This is a genomic window from Tabrizicola flagellatus (assembly GCF_046295235.1).
In the GTDB taxonomy this organism is placed as follows: Bacteria; Pseudomonadota; Alphaproteobacteria; order Rhodobacterales; family Rhodobacteraceae; genus Tabrizicola; species Tabrizicola flagellata_A.
The window spans coordinates 1-21,244 of sequence record NZ_JBKBLV010000042.1 but is presented as its reverse complement, the minus strand read 5'-3'; the positions used below and the strand labels follow the sequence as shown (position 1 = coordinate 21,244).

The following is a 21,244-nucleotide window of genomic DNA, read 5'->3' as shown; positions in this document are numbered from 1 at the left end:
TCCCTCACTCCGCCAGCGCCGCGACCGGCGCATCGGCCGGCACGATGCTGACGAGGAAGCGGACATCGCCGTCGCGCGCGGCAGCCCAGTGCACCGTATCGGGGGCGATGCGCAGGATCGACCCCGGCCCATGGGCGACCTCGGCGACCGGGTCGATCGTGTCGCCGTCGGCGTAGTAGAGCGTCCCCGACAGGACGGTGGCAAAGCGCACCCGCCCGTCGGCCCCGGCATGGGGCGGGGTCACCGCGCCCGCGGGCAGTTCGGCGATCGCCAGCAGCACCTGCCCCTCGGCGTTGCGCGCCAGCGGCCGGATCGTACCGACCCCGTAGAGCGCAGCCCCGGGAACCTCGGCAGGGTCGACAAGCCGGGTCGGCTGGTTCGTCGGGGCGCCGGCAAGGGCTGCGCCCGTCATCAGCGCCGCGAGCGCGAGGCCGAAATAAGGTCGATGTCGCGTGGTCTGTCCTTTCGCCATGTGGCCGCACGATCTGCGGCAGTCTCGCCCCGGCTGGCGAAAGGCTGGCGGGGTTGTGTCACTGCGAACCTCTGGGCTCTCGGCGTCGATCCTGCCTTGACCTAGATCAACCGACCGGAGTTTCCCGACCAAATTTATCAGGCTTTACACCCGAGTAAAAGAGTCGGATAATGGCGCGGTCTTGTTCGACCGGACTTCGACATGCCGCAAGTGCCTCTTGAGCCTGAAGAACGCCCGGAGCGCGCCGCGGAGCGCAGCGGCTCGGGCGCGCCTCATTCAACCAGGTCGGGGCCGCCCGTGCACGAGGCCGAGAGGCTGCTCGAGGGCGGCACGACAGCGCTGATCAGGCTGGGCGCGAAAGTCTATCAGTTGCGCCTGACGCGGCAGGGCAAGCTGATCCTGACCAAGTAGGAGGGGTAAGATGATCGTCTGCCAGTGCCTTGCCATCAGCGATGCCGATATCCGCGCTGCTATCGCCTGGATGCGCGCCGCCGACCCCGAGACCATCGTGACGGCGGGCAAGATCTACCGGGTTCTCGGCAAGCAGGCAGACTGCGGCGGCTGCATGTCGCTGTTCGTCGAGACCATGCGTCAGAGCCCGGGCTTCCCGGTTGTGCCCTGCAGCGCGGCGCCGCCGATCCTGCGCCAGCCGCCGGTCGGCGAGGCGATTTCCGAGTGATTTCATAAGCCATTGAAAATCCCTGCTATTCGCGCACACCCCTCTGGACAGGCGGTGCCGGCGGCCCTATCGTTCGCTGACCGAGCCACGGTCCGTGATCCAGCTAGGCATCCCCCACCCGAAAAGGAAGGACGCGCATGAAGGGCGACCCGAAGGTCATCGACTATCTCAACGCCGCAATCCGGTCGGAACTGACCGCGGTAAACCAGTACTGGCTGCACTACCGGCTGCAGGAGGATTGGGGCTACGGCCACCTCGCCGCCAAGTCCCGCGCCGAATCGATCGAAGAGATGCACCACGCCGACAAGCTGATCGCGCGCGTGATCTTTCTCGAAGGCCACCCCAACCTGCAGAAGCTCGACCCGCTGCGGATCGGCCAGACCGTGCGCGAGACGCTGGAATGCGACCTTGCCGCCGAACACGACGCGCGCACCCTCTACATCGAGGCGCGGCGCCACTGCGACTCGGTGGGCGATTTCGTCACGCGGGGCCTGTTCGACGAGCTGATCGCCGACGAGGAGGGGCATATCGACTTTCTCGAGACCCAGCTCGCCCTGCACGACCGGCTGGGCGCCGAGCGTTACGGCCAGCTCAACGCCAGGTCGGCCGACAAGGCCGAGTGACCGGCCGGCCGGCGAGGCTTCGCCGGCCGACCCGCGGGTTCAGCCCGCAAGGCGACCGATCACGGCCGCAACGGCATCCGCCGCAAAGGGCAGCAGCGCCGCATCCCCCGTCCCGGCCAGCGCGGCCTCGATCTGCACCGCATCGTCGGGTGCAAGGGTCAACACCGCTTCGGCCGCGGCCAGCCACAATCCGCGCGCGCGCAGCAGGGCGGGGATGCGCGCCGCCTCGTCCTGCGCCGCACCTGCCTCGGTCAGCGCCGCGTGAAAGAGCCGCAGCGCGCCTTCGTGCAACAGCCGCTCGACGACCGCCGCCTCGGCTTCGGCCCAGCGCTCGGCCAGCAGATGCACCTGCCCCTCGGCCAGCGCGGCATAGAGGGCCTGGTTCACCGTCGCACCGCCCGGAACCGTCTCGAGCGCCGCATGCACCGAATGCTGCCCCTCGGGGCCCCAGTGGAAGGCGAAGATCTCGTTCCAGTTCTTGGGGCTGCCGTTGGTCAGCGCCCAGTTGGGCTGGGCCGCCAGCGCCTTGCGCCGCGCCATCGCCAGTTCGAACCGCGTCCAGTTGACGATCGTGGCCAGCGTCGCCCCCTCGACGAAGGCGATCCGCGCCTCGGGCGCGACCTGATAGAAGGCCCCGGTCTCGGCCAGCGCCGAGACGACCGGGCCTACCGCGAAGGACGGATCGCCCCAATGCGCGACCGAGGCCGGCAGCACCGCGGGCATCGCGCCGTTATAGTTGTCGGCGAAGCGGCCCAGCGCGTGGGTGCGGTCGCGCCAGGGGAAGTTGCGGCCCCAGAGATAGAGCGTGAGCGCCCCGGCCCAGTCGGGCGGGGTCTGGGTCAAGGCAGACAGCATGTCGGCCCGGTCCTGCGGCAGGGCGTTGTGCGGGCGAACGTCGGCGGCGGTCACGAAACCGCCGTGCGAAAGCTGCCAGTCCTCGTGCGTCTCGGCCGGGGCGGATAGCCCCATCAGCGAAAGTCCGAAGGCGGCGGCAAGAAGGGTCGATCTGCGCATGGGCAGGCTCCTGTCATGGCGTTGCGGGGCGTGCTGGCGCGGTGGCTGGCCGATCCGTCAGGCGCCGACATCGGCGCTTGACGATCCCGACAAAAAGAGTAAGGTAATAGATGACCCAGTCAAGCCGCCTCAGGCGCGCCGAACCCGGCAAGCATCAGGTTTTTCGCGCGAGGCCCCATGTCATCCGAACTTCGTGCCGCATTCCTCGACATCGGCATTGTCGATGCCCTGTATCTCCCCGACATCCGGATGCTCGAGCTCTGGCTCGATCGCATCTGCGAATGCTACGACGACCAACCGGACGCCCCGGCCGCATCTTCCGTGCCGGCGTCCGATGTCCGCAGGCAGGCCCATGCCTGGCGCTGAACCGTTCCGCCCCCACCCGCCACGCGGTGCGCACGGAAGCGCCCTGCCACAGCCCGGACCGCAGGCATTCTTTCAGGGCGGGTGCCGTCGCCCTGGCAAACCCGACGAGGTCTTGCTGGACAGCCTCTATCCAGATCCCTTCTTCCGGCTGACCCTTTCGCTCTTGCGTTGGCATTTCCAGACCTTCGCCGCCCCGGACAGCCAGGGCTGGCTGCGCGCCCTTCACTGCGCCACTGCCCACGTCGGCCCGCGCGCGGCCGGCGCCCTGTGTTACGATCTGGTGGCGGTCGTGCAGGCGCTTCGGGGAACGCGCATCTCTTCCTTCCGCTTCAACGCAGAAAGCTGCGCCGGTTGCCGGGTCTGGCTGACGCCCGACGAACGCCGCCTGATCGAGACGATCGACGCAGTGCGGGCCGGGCGGCTTGGGCGCGCGCGGGCGCTAGGCCAGATGCTTTGCGACGGCAACCCGGCCGAGGACCTGATCGCCATGACCGCGGTCTACCTGCGCCGGCACACGCCCGAGGTCTCGGAAGCTGCCGGTGGCGGAGTATCGTCCTCGCAGGTCGGCCGGCCGACGCGGGACTGAGGGATCGGCCTGCGCCCCATCGGGGGTGCAGGCCGGTGGCGCCGCGCGAGCCGGACCGCCGCGCGCGGCGCCGAGCAATTCCGTTGGCCAGGACGGCGCAGCGGACGATCCGGCTGCGGATCACACCGCGACGATGTGGTTGTCGAAGGCGACAGGATGCCGGGCCAGACGACGTGCGCCCTGGGCATGCAGCACAAGCAGGCTGCCGCCACCGTCCGAAGCGACGCAGCCGTCCGGCGCAGCCGCAATTCCGCAGACATCGGGCCGGTCGTGCCCGCCGACAAGGCGGAAATCCGCGTCGAACACCATTACCCGGCCGCCGCGCGGCGAGGTGATCGCCACCTGCGCGCCGTCGCCCGACCAGGCGACCGATCCGGCATAGCCCTGCATCCGCTGCCAGACGTCGTCCGCCGCCTCGGCCAGCCGCAGGGCCCCGCCCGATTGCCAGTGGCCCAGCAGCGGAACGATCCTGTCGCCCGGCCCCTCCCACTGCATCGCGACGGCAAGGCGCCCGTCGGATCGGACCGACAGATGCCGGATCGAGGCCTGATGCAGCGCCGGCAGATCGGCCTGGTGGTCGATCGTGCCGTCGGTCGCCAGCACGGTCAGGTTCGGCCGCATCGTGTCGATGTTCAGCTTTCGGCGGTCGCCCGGATCGGTGGCGATGCCGCCGTTCGCGACGGACAGGCGACCGTCGGGAAGCGCGGCGATCTCGTGCGGGCCGATCCCGCCCGAGGGCCATTCGCCGACCCGGGCCCAGGTCGTGCTGTCCCACAGGCCGATCAGGCCGGCGCTGTCCTCGGCGCGCTGCTCGGCCGTGGCGAGGATCGCGCCCTGGGCCAGATAGGCCGCGTGGCCGTTGAAATGCAGCCCATCGGGCACGGCCAGCCGCGCAGCGACGCGCCCAGAGGCGCAATCGACGATCAGCGCATAGCGGCCCGGGCGACGCGCGAGGATCGCGGCCTCGGCCCGCAGCGGGTGGCGCGCCCCGGCGTGGCCGCGCGCCGGCAACGCAACGCGAAAGGCAAGGCTCCCGTCCGGCCGGAGGCCGAACAGCGCAAAGCCCCCGTCCGCCTCGCGCGCGCAGGCAAGCCAGGCAGGCGCGCCCGCCTCGGCCCAGCCGGGCGCGGCGACAAGGGCCGCGCCGGCGGCCAGCGACCTCAGCAAGGTTCGACGCGGCATCATCGGTCAATCTCCGTCCATCGCGTTGAAACCCGGTGCGACCCCGAGGGTCCGGCCCAGTTCCTCCAGCAGCGCGGCGCGCAGTGCTTCGACCCGTTGCTGCAGGATTTCGAGCCGCAGCCGGGCTTGAGGATCGCCGATGTCCTGAAACGACGGGTCGGCGATCGCCGCTGCGGCGGCCTCGACCCGCCGGAGAGCGGCTTGGGTCTTCGGCAGGGGGGCATCGGCCAGCGCCATGGCCAGCGCTGCCGCGCCGCGCAGGGCGGCCATCGCGTCGGACAACGGCCGGACGGTGCGCCAGGCCTCGGCCCGCGCCGGGCGCGGCCGGTCGAATGTTCCGAGCGGGCGGCCGAGGCGCGTGCGCGCCGCGACTTCGACCGCCGCCAGGATCTGCGTGGACAGCGCCCGCACGCTTTCGCGGCTGTCGAGATAGGCGTCGTTGCCCGCCGCCCCTGGATTGCGCAGCAGGGGCGCATAAGCATCCCATCCGGCGTGCAGGTTAGCCGCCTGTGCCGCAAGATCTGTGGCGAGGGCGCGGACAAGCGCGCATCCGGGACTGCCGGGCCCATAGTCCAGTTCGGCCTCGCCCAGCATGAGGTCGAGCCCGGCCAGACCGCGGGCTGGCGCGGGCAGCCGACCGGCGTCGGCTACGGCCGCGGCTGACGCTGCGCGCAGGGCGCGCAGGCCGATCATCCGGTCGTCGCCCGTGAAGGCGATGGTCGGCGCTGCCGCCTCGGTAGGCCCCAGCCGGATGTCGCCGACCGCAGCCCAGGCATCGCGCGCGGCGTGATAGGCTGGCAGGACGGACGTCCGGCTGCAATCTGCAGCGGCGCTGTCGGCCAACGCCCGGGCAGCTCCGGCGAAAGCCGCGAGGTGCGGCAGCAGCACCCCGTCGAGGGCGCGCGGCACGTCCGCCGCGGTCCGGCCGGCCCCCAGAACAATGGCAAGGATCAGGACGGACCGGCGCATCAGAGGCTCTCCAGAAAGGCGATCAGGGCAGCGCGGTCGGCCGCATCCATGCCCGCGACCCGGTTCCGGGCAGAGGCCGCATCGCCGCCGTGCCAGAGGATCGCTTCGAGCAGATCGCGCGCGCGGCCATCGTGCAGATAGCTTTCGCGGCCGACCCCGACGGTCCGCGTGTATCCGAGGCCCCAGAGCGGCGTCGTGCGCCATTCGCCGGGCGCCACGCCCGCCTCGGGCGCGGGGTCGGCAAGACCCTCGCCCATGTCGTGCAGCCGGAAATCGCTGTAGGGCCGGATCACGCGCGGCCCCTCGGCCGTGGCGATGGTGAAGCTCGGGCGATGACAGATGGCGCAGCCCGCGTCGTGAAACAGCGCCTCGCCGCGCTGCACAGCGGGCCGGTCCGGGTCGCGCCGAGCGGGCGGCGCAAGGCTCGCAAGATGCGCCGCGATCAGGTCGACCGCCACCTGCGCGAGTTCGTGCTCGCGCGCGTCGCCGTCGCCGTGCGGCGCGGCGCGGCAGGCGCTTTGCGCCGGCGTGCAGTCGCCCCAGGGCTCGGGCCGGGACGGCGAGGACAGCCCCATGTCGGCCGAGAGCGCCAGCGCGATGCTGTCGTGCAACGTCGCCGCCCCGGCCCGGCGACCGAAGCGGCCGGCTTCCGCGGCGCCACCGTCGAGCGGCCGGGCCATGCGTGCACTCCCCGGCGCGGCCGGATCGGACAGATCGGCGGGGTCGATTGCGGCGATCAGCCCGAGGCCGACGAGCGGCGGCGCCGCCCTCAGGCCGATCCGTGTTGCCGGATCGAGCGGACCCGAGGCAAGGTCCGACAGCACGACTTCCGGCCGGCGCAGCGCGACCGGCGTGCCGTCGGCCAGCTGCACGACCGTTTCGTGCCAGCGCACCGCGGCGCGCGCCTCGCCCGGCAACCCTGCGGTCGCAAACGGCTGGACCTGATGCCCATAAACCGGATCGGGGCTACCGTCGGGCTGCGCCAGCCGCACCACCAGACCGGGCGGCAAGGCCCCGTCGTCCACAGGCGGATGCGCCCGGCCGTGATCGACATGACAGGCCGAGCAGGCCCGCGCATTGTAGAGCGGGCCGAGCCCATCTGCCGCGCGGGTCGAGGCCGGCGCGGCGACCCATAACCTGTCGAAAAGGGCGGACCCCGCCTGTGCGTCGAGCGCCGCCAGTCCCGTCGGCGCAGCCGCCGTCATCGAAAAGGCGCGGTCGAGACGCGCGGGCACGATCCTGTCCGCTTCCGGCAGGGCGGACTGGGCCAGAGCCACGCCCGCCGCCAAAGCCGCCACGGTGACCGCCAGCGCGCGCATCGGCTACTGCATCACGGCCGCGGGGTTGTCGAGACTGTCCGAGCCCTCGATTTCGATCTCGCCGAGCGCCAGGGCGGCAACGGCCCGCTCGATGCTGCGGGTCTGGGCGATCAGCGCCTCGACCCCCGCCATGATCAGCGCCGCGCCCGCGTCGTTTCCGGGGGCGAGCATCATGTCGTAGGCCATGCCGGCCTCGGCCGCATCGACGATGGCCTGCATCACCGCGACGGAGGCGTCGATCCGCGCCGAAAGCTCCTCGGCGGTGCGGGCATCGGCAGCCGCGACGAGCGCGGCGAGCGACGGACCGGCCACCTCCGACCCGTCGATGCGGCGGTAGCGGCCCGTCCAGACGTTGCGGATGCCCACCACGTCGTGGAAATGGCTGTGATGGGTGTTGTCGGCAAAGCAGTCGTGCTCTTCCTCGGGGTCGTTCAGCAGCAGCCCCAGCCGCATCCGCTCGCCTGCCAGCTCGCCATAGGACAGGCTGCCCATCCCCGTCAGCATCGCCCTGAGGCCCGCTACGGGATCCGCGACGACCGCCGCCCGCGCCGCGCCGCCGTCGCCCCAGGCCTCGACCATCTCGGCCAGATCCGCCACGAGCAGCGTGCTCGCCGCCGCAAGGTAAGTCGCCCGCCGGTCGCAATTGCCGCCGGTGCAGCCTTCGCCCTGCACATAGTCCGTGAAGGGGCGTGCGCCGGCCCCGGGCCCCGTGCCGTTCAGGTCCTGCCCCCAGAGGAGGAACTCGATGGCGTGGTAGCCGGTGGCGACATTCGCCTCGATCCCGTCCAGCTCGTGCAGGGATTGCAGGAGCGCCGGCGTGATCTCGCGCGCATCGACCTGCCGACCGGCGACGTTCAGGGCCGGACTGGCGATGATGTTGAGATCGGCGAAGGGGTTCTCGTCATAGGCTCCGATGTAGTCGCCGGCCGTATAGTCGATCAGCCCCTCGTCCAGCGGCCAGGCGTTCACACGGCCTTCCCAGTCATCCACGACCGGGTTGCCGAAACGGAAGACTTCGGTCTGCATGTAGGGCACCCGCGTGGCCTTCCATGCTTCGCGTGCGGCGGCCAGCGTCGTCTCGGACGGGTCGGCGATCAGCGCCGCGATCGCGGCATCGAGCGCGCGCGCAGTGGTCAGGCTGTCCTGATAGCCGGCGAGTGCGATTTCGGCATAGGCGGCCACGACCTGCGCCGGTTCTTCGGCCAGCGCAGTATGAGTGCCCGAAAGGGCAACGGAGGCGGCAAGCGCCAGACGACGGAACAGAAGCATGACGAGACCTCGCGACGGGTTTGCGCCTGGCTTGGTCCGCATGTCGAAGGCGACCGGCTTGGCAGGATACCTAAATCCGACTAAAACAGTCAAACATGGCTGTCAATGAGTCGATACGGTATCGGCGGATGACGGCTCCGGAACGACGTCATGCGCCCCACCTCGATCCTGCTCGTCGTTGTCTTTGTCGGTCTGCTCGGCCCTGCCACCCTGTCGCTGCAGGCCGCGGGGCCGGACGTCCCCGCCACGCCCGAGGCCCTCGGCGAGCGGCTGTTCTTCGATGTCAACCTGTCGTGGAACCGCACGACGGCCTGCGCCTCCTGTCACGATCCCGGCCATGCGTTCACCGACCCGCGCGGCGCCGCCTCGCCCGGCGACGACGGGTCGAGCCTCGGGGACCGGAACGCGCCGACGGCGATGTATGCCGCCCTCGTGCCGCCGCCGGGCGAGGGCGCGCGCGGCTGGACCGGAGGACTCTTTCATGATGGGCGTGCGCCGAGCCTCGAGGCGCAGGCCGGCGGCCCGCCCCTGAACCCTGCCGAGATGGGCATGCCCGACCGTGCCGCCGTGCTGACGCGGCTGCGCGAGGATGCCGGGTATCGCGCCGCCTTCCCGGCGCTCTACGGCGCGGGCGTGCTCGACGACCCGGATCGCGCCTACGAGGCTCTGACCTCCGCCATCGCCGCCTACGAGCGCACCGGGCGCTTCGCCCCCTTCAGCTCGCGCTACGACCGCTGGCTGCGGGGCGAGATCGCGCTCACCCCGCAGGAAGAGTTGGGCAGGGTGCTGTTCTTCTCGGACCAGTTCGCCAACTGCAGCCGCTGCCACCTGTCGGGCGGACCGGCGGCGCTGGAGACCTTCACCGACCATCGCTATCACAACATCGGCGTGCCGGAGAACCGCGCGCTGCGCGACCGGAACGGCGTGCCGCCCGGAACCGTGGACGAAGGCGCCGGCGCGATCTTCGGCGATCCGGGACTTCGCAGCGCCTTCCGCACGCCGACGCTGCGCAATGTCGCCGTGACGGGCCCCTACATGCACAACGGGGTCTTCGCCGACCTTCGCACCGTCATCCTGTTCTACAACAGCTACAACACGCGCGCCGAAGCGCGGCGGATCAATCCCGAGACGGGCCTGCCCTTCGATGCGCCTCAAGTGTCCGAGACGCTCGCGCTGGACGACCTGAGCCATGGCCCCGCACTCGACGACCGACGCATCGATGCGCTCGTGGCCTTCCTGCGGACCCTGACCGACGCGGAATTCGAGCACCTTCTGGCGCCCGACTGACCGCTGCGCGGGCTGTCCTCGGCCGCCGCAGGCGAAAGGTTCTGTCACGCGGCAAGCCTGAGCACTGCCAACCGAGCCGTGCCGGCGGTCCACAACCGGGGCGGGGTCAGAACTCCGTCTCCACATATACCCCTGCGCAATCGTAGCTAACGGCGGCGGCGGTCGCGCCGGTGTTCAGGAACAACCGCGGCGACAGGAACTGCGTCGCGGCTGGCAGGTCGGCGGTGATCTCCTGCTCGAAAACCGCGCCGGAGACCTCGTTGACAACGCGGACCCAGACGGATGACCCGTTCAGCGGCGCGGCGACGAAGAGGGTCAGCACCCCGCCGGTGGCGATGGCGAAGGACGCGCCCATGTCGGTCAGGGTCGGCGCGCTGCTGCTGTCATTCGTCACCAGCTGCCAACGGGTGTGCGTCCCGCGCTGGAAGCCGATGCCGATGCAGTTCACCACGGCGGCCAGCGTCAGGGTGGTGGCGAGCGCTGCGGTCGAGCCGTACAGGCCGAAGAACCCCATACCAGTTGCCTGCAGGGTCGTCAGCGAAATCCGCGTCACGAAAGTCCAGCCGCCGAGGCCCGCCGCATTGCCGCGCCAGCAGGCCCAGCCTGCGGATCGCTGGTCGGCGACCGAGTCCACGGCGGCCGCCGAGGTCAGGCGCCAGCGGCGCATCGAGGCGGCGAGGTTCGTGGCGGCCAGCGTCGGGTGCGAAACAGTGCCGACCGAGGTGATCGGCAGGCCCTCGGTGGTGATCGTGGTGCTGACCGAGGGCGACCAGGTCGCGATCCGGTTGACCCCGAAGTGCGGCTGCAGAGGGAAATCCCGCCCCGAGGGGCGCATCACATCGATCCACGGCGCCCCAGCGCGGCTGCGGGCATAGACGGCGGCCTTGCCTGCCGGTGGGGGCGACGGCGCAGCGGCCAGTCCCGGCAGGACCGTCGGCTGCGGCAGTTCCACCTGGCCGTTCGCGCGGTCGATCCTGATCGCGTCGAAGAAGGCCGAGCCATCCGGGCTGACCTTGAAGCTGAAGTCGTCGCTGCTGAGGAGGCCGATCAGCGCGCGGGCAGAGAAGCCAGTCTTGAAGGCAAAGGCGGCGTCGTTCCCCGCAGCCGCCTTGTTGACGGTGGCCTCGATCCCCGCGCCTGCGTTGTTCAAAAGGACCGCAGGCGTGTTGACCGACAGCCGGTTGTAGCTGTCGGCCGTGGCCCCGCCGAGGCCGAGCAGTTGCGCGGTCAGGTTCGCCTGCGGCATGCCGACCTGTGTGACGGCATTGGCGAAAGTGACTGTGGGAGTATTGATGACGGTCGTGCCGCCCGCGCCAGCGGTGGCGGACCCGATGTTCACGACGGTGGTCGATCCGGATGCACCGCCGGTGCCAAGGTTGACGGTTTTGGTCGTGCCGCTGGTCGTGGCACCGGTCCCCATGCCATACGTCGCGGTCCCGGTGGACGTGCCGATGGTCGCCGTGGCCCCTGATGTCGTCACCGTGCCCGAGGCGGTCAGAGTCCCCGAAAAGGTCTTGTTGCCGGTGAAGGTCTGCGTTCCCGCCAGGATCGCCAGTTCGGACGAGGTGTTCGGCAGCGTGAAGCTGCGGGTCGTGCCCGCGCTGATCCCCGCCAGCGAGAAGGTCGCCTTCTTCGTCGGATCGGCATCGTTCACCAGGCTGAACACGGCATCCGAGACGTCGCGGGGGTCGCCCACCACCGCCCAGGCGCTGCCGGTCCAGACGAGGAGCAATCCTTCGGCCGCGACCCACGTGAGCCAACCGGTGCGCGGTACGAGGCGGATCCACCCGCCGTCCACCCAGAAGGCCACGTTCAGATCCCACCCGGCCCAGAGGCCAGTGGCACCGGAGGCCACAAGGTGCCGGTTGCCATCGGCCGGGCTGGCGGGCGGCGTGGTCCGCGTGCGGTCGAGGACCGAGAGCTGCACCATGGCGTCGAGCAGGCGCAGGGCCTCGTTGTGGGTGACATGCTTCTGCGCCTGAGCCGCCAACAGGTAAGGCAGGCCCAGATGGGTCGTGGTGTCGTACATGGGGGTTCCCGTCAGAACTGAAGGGTTACGGTCGCAGGCGTGCCGCGGCCGAGGCGGTTCGAGAGCTGGAAGATGCGGATCGCCAGCGTCTGGCCGGGACCGAGCGGCGCGCCCCAGTCGGCGGTCTGCTGTGCGGCGGTGTAGAGGACGGAGATCGTGTTGCTGGTCAGCGTCCTCTTGACCGCCGCGCCGTCGAGAATCTGGACGTCGTAGGATTCTAGGTCCTTGGCCAGCGGCACTTCGACCTGTTCCCAGGCATCGGCGACCAGTGCGCGGGAGCGGCGCGTCCAACGGATGGTCAGATCGCCCGTGCTGCGCGCCGTGCGCCATGGCTGTTCGACATGGACCGGGGCGAAGGGAACAAGGCCGCGTCCCGTAGGGGTGAAGCCCAGCGCGGCATAGCTTGCGTCACTGACCGCGCGCGCGGCCGGGCCCACGCGCCAGTTCCAAGGCAATCCAAGGTCAGCCTCGGCGATGGGCAGGGAGGCCAGTGTGGTGTCCAGCACCACGACCCGCGCCCCGGCCGGAGCGGGATTGCCGATGGCATGCTCCGTCCCGCGCTGGCCACGCAGCAGGCGGGTCAGGCGATAGCGGCCCGGGGCGATCAGTTCTGCCGCGCCTGCCTGGACGATCTCCCAAAGTCCCGCCGCGGTCTCGACGGCCAGCGCATTGGCCCCGCCGAACAGCGCGACGTCCGTCACGCTCTCCAGCGTGCCCGACAGGAGATCGACCACCAGCGCGTTGCCGAGATCGAAGCGGGAGGTTGGCCCCGGAAAGAAGTCGAGAGCCAAGGTGCCGATCCGCGCCCGACCGCCGAAGGTCGTCAGCAGATTGAACCCATCCGTCGAGGCGCTGCGGAACACGGCGAGCTCGCCCGGCCAGGGGCTGGCATGGGCGGCGATCAGGGGGCGATGGGCGGGCTGGTCCTCGCTGATTTGCGGAAGGTCCAGCATCACCACCTCGGGCGTGCCGAAGACGACGGGGCTGGCGAGCGACGCGGGCCGTGGATTACCGGGCGGCAGGTCATAGGCGGCACGGTCCTGCCTCGCCGCTTCGATGCCCCGCGCCTCGGCATCGGCGACCGAGACGAGGCGGAACTCGACCTCGCGGCCGTCATGCGCGAGCCGGATCACGTCGGCCGGATCGAGGGCGAGACGCGAGGGCGGCAGGCGGAAGGTGGCACTTTCCCGGCCAATCCAGGCTTCCATCAGCGCGCGGCGGCAACGGCGTTCGGCCTCCTCTGGCGGGATCGCCATGGGGAAGGATTCGGACGCGATGCGGGTGGTGTCGACGGTGATCCGCCGCGCTTCCACCAGCGCCGCGTCATAGTCCTCGTCTGCGCGCGCGACCTGCCACTTCAGCGCCTGCGGCAGTTCCGTCTCCTGGCCGCGTGTCAGTTCGAACGCCTCGCCCTCGCGAGAGGCCACAAGATCGTCGATGGCCAGTGTGGCGACCGATGCCCGGCCGCGCACGACGAAGCGGATCACGCCTTCGGTCTCGATGGCGTCGAAGCCGAAATGCCGTGCCAAGGTGGAAATCGATGCGCGCGGGCTTTCGAGGGCGCCGATCACATAGCCCTCGACCGCGCCCCAGAGACCCGACACGTCGATCAACGCCTCATCGAGCCCGGCGCGCAGGCAGAGGTGACGCACGAGAGCCGCCAGCGACACCGCTCCCAGCCGTCCGGTCAGCCAATGGCCGAGACGCCAGTTCGGGCCATCCGTCCAGATGCCGGTCAGTTCGGGGAAGAACGGATAGGGCCGCGCATCCCAGGTCCAGGCGGCGCATTCGGGGACGTGCACCATCCGGCCGCCGTAGACGGGCGACGTCGGGTTGTTCGCCCCTTGGCCCCACCAGAGATAGCTCGCCTCGAGATAGGCGCGCTGGATCGCATCATCGCGCCAGCCGCGCGAGAAGTATGGGGTGAAGCTTTCCGAGGACTTCGGGTCGAAGAAGACGTTGGGTTGGTTCGTGCCCCGGTCGATGGCGGGGCAGCCGAGTTCGGTGAACCAGACGGGCTTCGATTGCGGCACCCATGCCGTGGGCGTGCCGCTCTCCACACCGCCCGGCCGGTTGAAATGCGTGTTCGACCACCAGGCGCGCAGATCCTTGTACCGGAACACCCACGGCTTGCCTGCGGCCCCGTCCGTGATGGGCGTGCGGATCTGTGCCGACCGGTTGGCTGCCGAGGCATAGAACCAGTCGAAGCCTTCGCCGCCCGCGATGTTGGCCTGCAGGTAGCCGCGGTCATGGATCGCAGACCAGCCTTCCAGCGCATCGGCATGGTCGAAGCCATCCCTCCAGTCAGAGAGGGGCATGTAGTTATCGATGCCAATGAAATCGATGTTGGCATCCGACCAGAGCGGGTCGAGATGGAAGAACACATCGCCACTGCCGTCGCCGGGCTGGTGGCCGAAATACTCCGACCAGTCGGAAGCGTAGCCGACCTTCGTGCCCGGCCCGAGGACCGCTTTCACATCCGCCGCCAGCGCCTTGAAGGCGGTGACGGCCGGATAGGCGCTGGCGCTTGAGCGGATCGTGGTCAGGCCCCGCATCTCGGTGCCGATCAGGAAGGCATCGACGCCGCCCGCCACTGCGCAGAGATGGGCGTAGTGCAGGATCATCCGGCGCAGGCCCCAGTCACCCGCGGGGCCGGTCCAACTGACAGTGTCGCCCGATACGGCGAACTGCGCCGGGGTGGCCGCGCCGAAGAAGCTGGAGACTTGCGTCGCCGCAGCGGCGGTCTTGTCCGCGGTTCCCGTATATCCCGGCGCAGGGGAGCAGGTGATCCTGCCCCGCCAGGGGAAGCTGGGCTGGCCCGGCGTGGCGGCGTTGGCGCTGTAGGGGTTCGGCAGGGTATTGCCGGGCGGGACGTCCATCAGCAGGAAGGGATAGAAGGTGACGCGCAGCCCGCGCGCCTTCATCTCCTGGATCGCCTGCACCACCGCGAAATCCGCAGGCGTGCCGCCATAAACCGGACGGTCCTGCGCATCTCGGCTGACGAGATGGGCTGCAGCGCGGGAAACCCCGTTGACCGTCCAGACCTTGGGGCTCGTGGCCTTGGTCGCTACCTCCACGCCCGGCTTGATGGTGCAGTTGCCCGCGCGCAGATCGTTGCCGAACCAGGCGACCACCAAGCTGACGCTCTCGACAGCCGGGGCCACGGCCTGCAGGCGATCCAGCGCCACGACGATGTCGGCCTCGTCGGGCAGCGCGTTCAGGTTCTCGGCCGAGGTGGTTCCGCCTGTCGTCTGGCCGAAGATGGTGGTCGTGGCGCCGACCGTCTTGCGAACAGCCTCCGTCGCATAGGTGAACTCGCCTGAGGCGGGGATCATTGTCACTGCCTTGACCAGCCCTTCGGCGGTGTCGGGATCCGCGAGCGGCCGGAACACCTCGAAGGAGAGCTGTGGCAGGCGGTTGCCAAAGGTCGAGAGCGCCAGTTCCTCGAAGACCACATAGGCGGTGCCGCGATAGGCAGGCGTGCTGGCCGCGCCCATCCTGGCCGCGATGAACGGATCGGCGGTCTGGGCCTCGTCGCCCGGATACCAGCGCCACGTGACGCCGGAGAGGTCCATCGGCTTGCCGTCGGCCCAGATGCGGCCGATGCCGGTGATCGGCCCCTCGCAGAGCGCCACGGCGAAGGAGGCGTAGTACAGATATTCGGTGGTCTTGACCTTGCCGCCCCCGCCGCCCTTGCCGCCGCCCTGCGTGGTGGTCTTCGTCTCCTCGCGGAAATCCGTCGCCCAGATGATGTTGCCGCCCATCCGCATCCGGCCATAGAGCCGCGGGATCACCGCGCCCTCGGTGGCGGATGTGATCCGCAGGGAATCCAGCCGCTGGCCCTCGATCTTCTGCGCCGGGGCCAGCGAGGACACGATCCAGCTGTCGACGACCGAACCGATGGTCGAACCGATGAAGCCACCGATGGCGGCCCCGGAAAAGCCAAGGATCGCGCCGCCAAAGGCTCCGCCGATGGCGGAACCGACGGCACCGAGGACAAGGGTCGCCATTGCGGAAACTCAGGGTTCGAAGGGTTGTGTGGAGTCAGCGTGAAGGGAACAGGAAAGCGAAGGCGATGCGCCGCCGCCAAGTAGGTGTCAGCGCTTCCTCGATCACGCCGAGGCGTTCGTAGGCGTGAAGGAAGGCGCCGGGGCCGGTGAGGATGCCCACATGCTTGGCAATGGCGCGCGGCATCATGCGGAACAGGATCAGCGCACTGGGTGGGGCGTCGGCCGGAGCGATCTCCGGCATCATCGCCCGCGCCCCATCGGCCAGCACCTCGCGCGGCCCGGTCTCGCCCCAGTCGCGACTGTAGGGCGGGATCGCGAACGGTTCTGGCCCGACGACTTCGCGCCAGACACCTCGCGCGAGGCCGAGACAATCGCAGCCGACCCCGCGAAGGCTGGCCTGGTCGTGGTAGGGCGTGCCAAGCCACGACCGAGCGGCGGCGATGACGATGGCAGGATCGGCGGTCTTCACAACACCGCTCCCTCGTGGCCACCGTCTTTCGTCGCGTAGCGTAGAACCGCGTCCTGCCCCGGAATGTGCGGGAAGCCGCGAAAGTTGGCGACATTGGCGAACTTCGTCCCGCAGGTGGCGATCCGCTTGTCGCAGCCCGCCCGGACGATGAAGGTGTCTGTCGCCGTGATCGGCCGTACCGGCGCTTCCAGCAGGGTCAGGATGGCCATGCCGTCGACGAGGTCATGCGACAGCACCTCGACGCGCCGCCCGGCATTCGCTCCGGTCGACCATTCCACCAGCCCGAAGGCGAACCAGCCCGCCGCGAAGGCACCGAGGCCGGAAGCCGTGAAGGCCCGGTCGCGCAGCACATCGATCACGGTGCCGGTCCCCTTGAAGGCCGAGGCATCGAGGTTCACGCCGCAGCGGGGATCGCCCAGCGCGGCGTCGCAACTCGCCTGAAACGTCCGCCCGACCGTCTGGCCAAGGACATGGGCCAACGACCGCACCTCCGCCACGAAGGCCAGCCGCCCACGCCGGATCTGGCCGATGGCCCCGCGGCGCAGAAGCACGCGTTGCGCCGGGGCCGACCAGTTCACCCGCCAGACCTCGACCGCCGCATTGTCCCATCGGCTGTCCAAGATGTCGGTCTCTGTGATCCGGTCGGAGGACAGCACGCCTTGGGCATCCTGTGCATCGACTGAGAGGTCGGAGCCCGAGCGCACCTCGGAAGCCGTCAGCCCGCTTTCGGGTTCAAACTCGGTGCCGTCGAACGACAGTGTCCGGTCGTGATCGGTGAAGCCGAAGGTCACGCCATCGGCCCGGGTGATGCGCCAGCACCAGGCGAGGGTCGTCGTGCCCTCGTCGAGATGGGCCTGCAGCGCGGGCGGGAGGGACTTCATGGCCGGTCTCCCCGCGCTGCTGCCGCACAGAGGGCGGCTATCAGGATGCCGATGGCCCCGCCCACGACCATGCCTGCGAGAAACTCAATCATCGCCGCGGAACCCGCGTTCGAGGCGGTCGCGCAGGCCGATCAGGCCGAGGCCGAGCGCGATCAGCGCGGCCGGAGAGGCATCGCTCGAACCGGACAGGAGCGTGATCAGCCGTGCGAGATCGGCCAGCGGGCCGGTGGCGGGCAGCGCGAGGGAGGCGGCGCCCGTGGCAAAGGCGAGCAGCCCCGCCCACCAGGTGAGCGAGGTCGGACGAATGTAGCGCATGGGATCAGACCCTCCGGATCAGGGCGGTGAAAAGGTCGGCCAGCCGGGCGATCCAGCCGGAAGGCGCGTCTGGCGCAGGCTCGGGGACAGTCGGCTGCGGCACGAGCGGCGGGCGCAGGAGCGCCAGCGCCTCGGCCTCGGTGAGCCGCCGGATCGGCCGCGAGAAGTCCACACGGCCCCCGCGGTCCACGGCCCAGACCGGGATCGTCCCGCCGGGATAGCGGCCGTGGCGGAACAGGTCGCGCTCGGCCTCGCGGCGCAGGAGGATCGATGCCGGCCGCCGCCAGTTCAGAAACGCGTCGGCGGCTGCAACGCGATTGCCGTCGTTGAGGGCCTTGGTCAGCGTGGCCCTGGCGATGGCGCCCGTGTTGTAGTGGAACGAGACCAGCGCATCGAACTCGTGCGGCGCCAGCGGCACCTTCACAGCCCGCAGGACGGCCGCCTCGTAGCGCGCGAGGTCGGCGCGAAAGACCCTGAATGCCTCGCGAATCCCCGCATCGAGATCGGCCGGCATGCCGCGCGGCATCCGCGCCGGATCGGGCGGACCAGCGGCGGCCGTGTGGCCGATGCCGAAGGTCCAGACGGTCTTCACGTCGAGATAGGGTCCGGGCACGATTCCCTCGTGCCGGATCAGGGCCAGGATGCCCCGGTCGGTCATGTGCATGGGATTACCTGAGGAGCGAGAGAACGAAGATCAGCACGGCGATGGCGAGGCCAACGCCCACACGATGGCGGAAGGCCTGTCCGGGATCGCCCGGCTCGCAGCGCAGGGCGCGCGCGCGGCGGAGAAGGTCATTCATCGTCTGCCCCTCCCTTCGCGCCGCGCAGCCGGGCGAGGACGAGTTCGATGAAGGCCGGGCCGAAGACGCCCACGAGATAGGCGGCCGAGCCTGCCGCCCCACCCGCAGGGATGGCCTGCGGCGGCAGGGCGAGCCAGGCGGTGACGAGGGCCATCGAGAGGCTGCCCATTCCGGCCGCGATAAGGCCGCCGAGCAGGATGTGCCGGAGCGCGTCGCGCAATCGCATGCGCGTGGACAGGGCATTGGTCGCGCCGCCCAGCGCGCCCCAGGCGGCGAGGATCACCGCCGTCGAGGCCGCAAGCTCGCGCAGGACCGCCGCCAGAAATCCGGTCTCGTCGTTCATGTGCGGATCTCCAGGAGCGGGATCGAGGTGATCGACCCGAGGCGCTCGAGGTCGAGGGTGACATCGAGGGCGTCGGTGTCGAAGCGGACGGGGACGTCGAACTCGAAGCCTGCGGTGATGACGACGCCAGCGGCCGGGGCCGTGGTGAAGGTCACCACGCCCGTCGTGGCGTCCACCGACCACCCGGAGGCTTGCGGCGCGCCGTTCAGAGCGATGGTGACGGTTCCGGCGACGGGCTTGGAAATGGCGCGGGTCCAGGACTGCGCGCCCGAGATGTAGCGCTTGGCGAGCTGGAACTGGGTCGCGCTGCCGTCACCGGTGCCGATGAGCTGATCGGTCGGGCCTGGGGTTTGCGACGGCAGGCAGGATTTGAAGTCGGCCCAGTCCTTGAAGCGGAAGCCATGGAGCCGACCGTTTCGCGCCTCGAAGAAGGCAACCACTGCTGCCAGATCGTCGGCGCGGCGGATGCCATAGGCCACATCATAGCGGCGGCGCGAGTTGGCCCAGCTCGCGTTGCGCTCCTCGGCACCGCTCGCCAGTTCGACGATCTGCGTGCGCCGTTCGGGACCGCCGCGCGCCCCGCGGCTGTCCGAGCAACTTGACGCAGTGCATCTTGGTCTCGACGCGGCTTCGGCGGTGATAGCCACTCCATCGTCGCCAGTTGGTTCGACCCACACGCTTTGATGTGCGCAGGATCTCGTTGCGTGCGACGGCCCCGGCGGTATCGGGCTTCCACGGCTTCGCGTTCTTGCGGGGTGGAATGATCGCCGCGGCCCCACGCGCGGCGATGGTGCGAAGGGGGACCGTGGCCCCAGTGGGGCCGCGTAAGCCCCCGTAGCGGTGGCACTTGCGGGTGTTGAAGGCGCCGTCGGCGGTGACGCTGGCGATCTCCTGCTCGGGCGGGATCTGATCGAGCAGCTCGGGCAGCATGGGGGCATCACCAATGTCGCTGGTGGTGACCTCTGCAGCCCGGATTTCCAGAGATCTCTCATCGATCCCGATGTGGATCTTGCGCCAGACCCTGCGTTTGGTGCCCCCATGCTTGCGGGCGTTCCATTCACCTTCGCCCTCAACCTTGATGCCGGTGCTGTCGATCAACAGGTGTAGGGGCCCCTGCGATCCCCGGAACGGGATTTTGACCTTCAGGGTCTTCTGGCGGCGGCTCAGCGTGCTGAAGTTGGGCACCACCCAGTCCAGGTCAATCAGCCGCAGCAGGCTCTCGACGAAGCCGGTCGTCTGCCGAAGCGCCATGCCGAACAGCACCTTCATGGTCAGGCAGGTCTGGATGGCTGCGTCACTATAGTCGGGCTGACGACCGCACTTGCCGGTCGGCGCGGCCTCCCAGATAATGGCGGGATCGAACCAGATCGTCAGCGACCCGCGGCTGACCTGCCCCCCGGTCGTCCCTCGTTCATAACGAGAGTCCTTGGGTTTGATAGTCGGTGGTTTCGGGTCGGGCAAGCGCGCCGGGCGCGTTGCCATCAAATAGCTCAAGCGCCCGGCGCGCTTCTGCCGGGGTTTTGTTGCCAAGCGATGAGTGTGGCCTGATGTGGTTGTAGTCGTAGCGCCAGAGGGCCAACGTGCGGCGGGCATCGGCGAGGCTGTCGAATATCTCCTCATTGAGGCACTCGTCGCGCAGGCTGCCATTGAACGACTCGATATAGCCGTTCTGCTGCGGCTTTCCGGGGTCGATGTAATGCCACTCGACCTTGTTGTCGTTCGCCCATTTCAGGATGGCCTTGCTGGTGAATTCTGTCCCGTTGTCCGAGACGATGCAGGCGGGTTTGCCGTAGACTCTGACCAGCGCATCGAGCTCGCGCGCGACCCTGGCCCCGGAGATGCTGGTGTCGGCAATCAGGGCGAGGTTCTCGCGGCAACAATCGTCGTTCACGGCCAGGATGCGGAACTTGCGGCAGGCCCCGAACGTGTCGGACAAGAAGTCCAGGGACCAACGCTGGTTCGGCCGCAGCGGGACAGGCATCGGGGTTCGGCTGCCGCGCGCGCGTTTGCGGCCACGACGGCGGCGCACCGAAAGACCCTCTTCCCGGTAAATCCGGTAGAGCTTCTTTTCGTTCATCATCATGCCCTTGCGCTCCAGCATGACGCCGATGCGCCGATATCCGAACCGGCGGCGCTTCTCGGCGATCTTGTTCATTTCCAGACGGATATCCGGGTTGTCAGGCGGCCTCTCGCGCCGCACCGTCTTCGGATCGACACCGATCAGGGCGCAGGCCCGGCGTTGAGAGATCGGATGGTCCCTCATCGCCCGCAGCACCGCGTCCCGCCGTTGCATCGGCGTCGTCAGGGCTTTCCCAGCAGGTCCTTCAGAACCACATTGTCCAGCATGACATCCGCTACCAAGCGCTTGAGCTTGGCGTTCTCGTCCTCAAGCTGCTTCAGGCGTTTGGCATCGGACAGGTCCATCCCGCCATACTTGGCCTTCAGCTTGTAAAACGTCGCAGGGCTCAGCCCGTGCTTGCGGCACAACTCGGCCGTCGCCAAACCGGCCTCCTGCTCCTTGATCATCCCGATAATCTGCGCCTCGGTAAAACGGCTTTTCCTCATGTCGTCTGCTCCTTCAGGTTGGGCAGACTCTACATCAGACTGAGGGAGCTTCCGGGGGGCAGGTCA

At 69.4% G+C, this 21,244-nt stretch carries 22 protein-coding genes and 1 pseudogene; 6 read left to right on the top strand and 17 right to left on the bottom strand.

Annotated elements, in window-relative coordinates; translation table 11 throughout:
- Positions 1-4 precede the first annotated feature (4 nt).
- Entirely contained in the window at positions 5-472 is a 468-nt protein-coding gene (locus tag ACK4IU_RS15835; RefSeq protein ID WP_409736926.1) for a hypothetical protein, read from the bottom strand.
- Between the two features lie 297 nt (positions 473-769).
- Here ACK4IU_RS15835 and hemP point away from each other — a divergent pair, with 297 nt between their 5' ends.
- The 3 genes from hemP to bfr all read left to right on the top strand — a co-directional run bounded on the left by hemP (position 770) and on the right by bfr (position 1,774).
- Positions 770-883, top strand: coding sequence for a hemin uptake protein HemP (gene hemP, locus ACK4IU_RS15830; protein WP_409736924.1), 114 nt, complete (start codon positions 770-772; stop codon positions 881-883).
- Positions 884-893: 10 nt separating this feature from the next.
- Positions 894-1,151 (top strand): bacterioferritin-associated ferredoxin, encoded by a 258-nt coding sequence (locus ACK4IU_RS15825; RefSeq protein WP_409736922.1) that lies wholly within the window; start codon positions 894-896, stop codon positions 1,149-1,151.
- A 137-nt stretch (positions 1,152-1,288) separates the two neighbouring features.
- Entirely contained in the window at positions 1,289-1,774 is a 486-nt protein-coding gene (bfr, locus tag ACK4IU_RS15820) for a bacterioferritin (RefSeq protein ID WP_409736920.1), read from the top strand.
- 39 nt (positions 1,775-1,813) lie between these two features.
- Here the strand turns inward: bfr and ACK4IU_RS15815 are convergent, their stop codons facing one another.
- Positions 1,814-2,788: a hypothetical protein gene (locus ACK4IU_RS15815; protein ID WP_409736918.1), complete on the bottom strand. Its 975-nt coding sequence runs from the start codon at positions 2,786-2,788 to the stop codon at positions 1,814-1,816.
- A 177-nt stretch (positions 2,789-2,965) separates the two neighbouring features.
- On the opposite strand from ACK4IU_RS15815, the gene ACK4IU_RS15810 reads away from it, so the two are divergent.
- Both ACK4IU_RS15810 and ACK4IU_RS15805 read left to right on the top strand, forming a co-directional pair.
- Positions 2,966-3,154: a hypothetical protein gene (locus ACK4IU_RS15810; protein WP_409736916.1), complete on the top strand. Its 189-nt coding sequence runs from the start codon at positions 2,966-2,968 to the stop codon at positions 3,152-3,154.
- Between the two features lie 112 nt (positions 3,155-3,266).
- Complete coding sequence (locus ACK4IU_RS15805; protein WP_409736914.1) at positions 3,267-3,740, top strand: hypothetical protein; 474 nt, start codon at positions 3,267-3,269, stop codon at positions 3,738-3,740.
- 120 nt (positions 3,741-3,860) lie between these two features.
- Here the strand turns inward: ACK4IU_RS15805 and ACK4IU_RS15800 are convergent, their stop codons facing one another.
- The 4 genes from ACK4IU_RS15800 to ACK4IU_RS15785 are packed head-to-tail and all read right to left on the bottom strand — an operon-like array spanning position 3,861 to position 8,479.
- Positions 3,861-4,925: a DUF1513 domain-containing protein gene (locus ACK4IU_RS15800; RefSeq protein WP_409736912.1), complete on the bottom strand. Its 1,065-nt coding sequence runs from the start codon at positions 4,923-4,925 to the stop codon at positions 3,861-3,863.
- Positions 4,926-4,928: 3 nt separating this feature from the next.
- Complete coding sequence (locus ACK4IU_RS15795; RefSeq protein ID WP_409736910.1) at positions 4,929-5,891, bottom strand: imelysin family protein; 963 nt, start codon at positions 5,889-5,891, stop codon at positions 4,929-4,931.
- Entirely contained in the window at positions 5,891-7,210 is a 1,320-nt protein-coding gene (locus ACK4IU_RS15790; protein WP_409736908.1) for a di-heme oxidoredictase family protein, read from the bottom strand. Before ACK4IU_RS15790 ends, ACK4IU_RS15795 begins: the two co-directional genes overlap by 1 nt.
- A gap of 3 nt (positions 7,211-7,213) precedes the next feature.
- Positions 7,214-8,479, bottom strand: coding sequence for an imelysin family protein (locus tag ACK4IU_RS15785; protein WP_409736906.1), 1,266 nt, complete (start codon positions 8,477-8,479; stop codon positions 7,214-7,216).
- A gap of 150 nt (positions 8,480-8,629) precedes the next feature.
- On the opposite strand from ACK4IU_RS15785, the gene ACK4IU_RS15780 reads away from it, so the two are divergent.
- Positions 8,630-9,766 carry a cytochrome-c peroxidase gene (locus tag ACK4IU_RS15780; protein WP_409736904.1) on the top strand — a complete coding sequence of 379 codons (1,137 nt, stop codon included), beginning with the start codon at positions 8,630-8,632 and terminating at the stop codon, positions 9,764-9,766.
- A gap of 106 nt (positions 9,767-9,872) precedes the next feature.
- Here the strand turns inward: ACK4IU_RS15780 and ACK4IU_RS15775 are convergent, their stop codons facing one another.
- From ACK4IU_RS15775 to ACK4IU_RS15725, 11 genes and pseudogenes are all read right to left on the bottom strand, one after another.
- The gene (locus ACK4IU_RS15775) at positions 9,873-11,795 is read right to left on the bottom strand and encodes a DUF2793 domain-containing protein (RefSeq protein WP_409736902.1); all 1,923 of its coding nucleotides are present in this window, start codon (positions 11,793-11,795) and stop codon (positions 9,873-9,875) included.
- An 11-nt stretch (positions 11,796-11,806) separates the two neighbouring features.
- Positions 11,807-15,805: a glycoside hydrolase TIM-barrel-like domain-containing protein gene (locus tag ACK4IU_RS15770; RefSeq protein WP_409736900.1), complete on the bottom strand. Its 3,999-nt coding sequence runs from the start codon at positions 15,803-15,805 to the stop codon at positions 11,807-11,809.
- 34 nt (positions 15,806-15,839) lie between these two features.
- The gene (locus ACK4IU_RS15765) at positions 15,840-16,274 is read right to left on the bottom strand and encodes an NlpC/P60 family protein (protein ID WP_409736898.1); all 435 of its coding nucleotides are present in this window, start codon (positions 16,272-16,274) and stop codon (positions 15,840-15,842) included.
- Entirely contained in the window at positions 16,271-17,155 is an 885-nt protein-coding gene (locus ACK4IU_RS15760; protein ID WP_409736896.1) for a DUF2163 domain-containing protein, read from the bottom strand. Before ACK4IU_RS15760 ends, ACK4IU_RS15765 begins: the two co-directional genes overlap by 4 nt.
- Positions 17,156-17,239: 84 nt before the next feature.
- Positions 17,240-17,470: a hypothetical protein gene (locus ACK4IU_RS15755; protein ID WP_409736894.1), complete on the bottom strand. Its 231-nt coding sequence runs from the start codon at positions 17,468-17,470 to the stop codon at positions 17,240-17,242.
- A gap of 4 nt (positions 17,471-17,474) precedes the next feature.
- On the bottom strand, positions 17,475-18,128 hold the full coding sequence (locus tag ACK4IU_RS15750) for a lysozyme (protein WP_409736892.1): 654 nt from the start codon (positions 18,126-18,128) through the stop codon (positions 17,475-17,477).
- Positions 18,129-18,138: 10 nt separating this feature from the next.
- Entirely contained in the window at positions 18,139-18,270 is a 132-nt protein-coding gene (locus ACK4IU_RS15745) for a hypothetical protein (RefSeq protein ID WP_409736890.1), read from the bottom strand.
- The gene (locus ACK4IU_RS15740) at positions 18,263-18,613 is read right to left on the bottom strand and encodes a hypothetical protein (RefSeq protein WP_409736888.1); all 351 of its coding nucleotides are present in this window, start codon (positions 18,611-18,613) and stop codon (positions 18,263-18,265) included. Before ACK4IU_RS15740 ends, ACK4IU_RS15745 begins: the two co-directional genes overlap by 8 nt.
- Positions 18,610-19,254: a TIGR02217 family protein gene (locus tag ACK4IU_RS15735; protein ID WP_409736940.1), complete on the bottom strand. Its 645-nt coding sequence runs from the start codon at positions 19,252-19,254 to the stop codon at positions 18,610-18,612. Before ACK4IU_RS15735 ends, ACK4IU_RS15740 begins: the two co-directional genes overlap by 4 nt.
- A pseudogene (locus tag ACK4IU_RS15730) lies at positions 19,184-20,074 on the bottom strand (IS5 family transposase); the annotation flags it as partial. The gene ACK4IU_RS15735 and the pseudogene ACK4IU_RS15730, both read right to left, overlap by 71 nt.
- A protein-coding gene (locus tag ACK4IU_RS15725) for an IS3 family transposase (protein ID WP_409736886.1) occupies positions 20,025-21,178 on the bottom strand; the annotation gives its coding sequence in 2 pieces (ribosomal slippage) (positions 20,025-20,929 and positions 20,929-21,178; 1,155 coding nt in all). The gene ACK4IU_RS15725 and the pseudogene ACK4IU_RS15730, both read right to left, overlap by 50 nt.
- Positions 21,179-21,244: the final 66 nt, after the last annotated feature.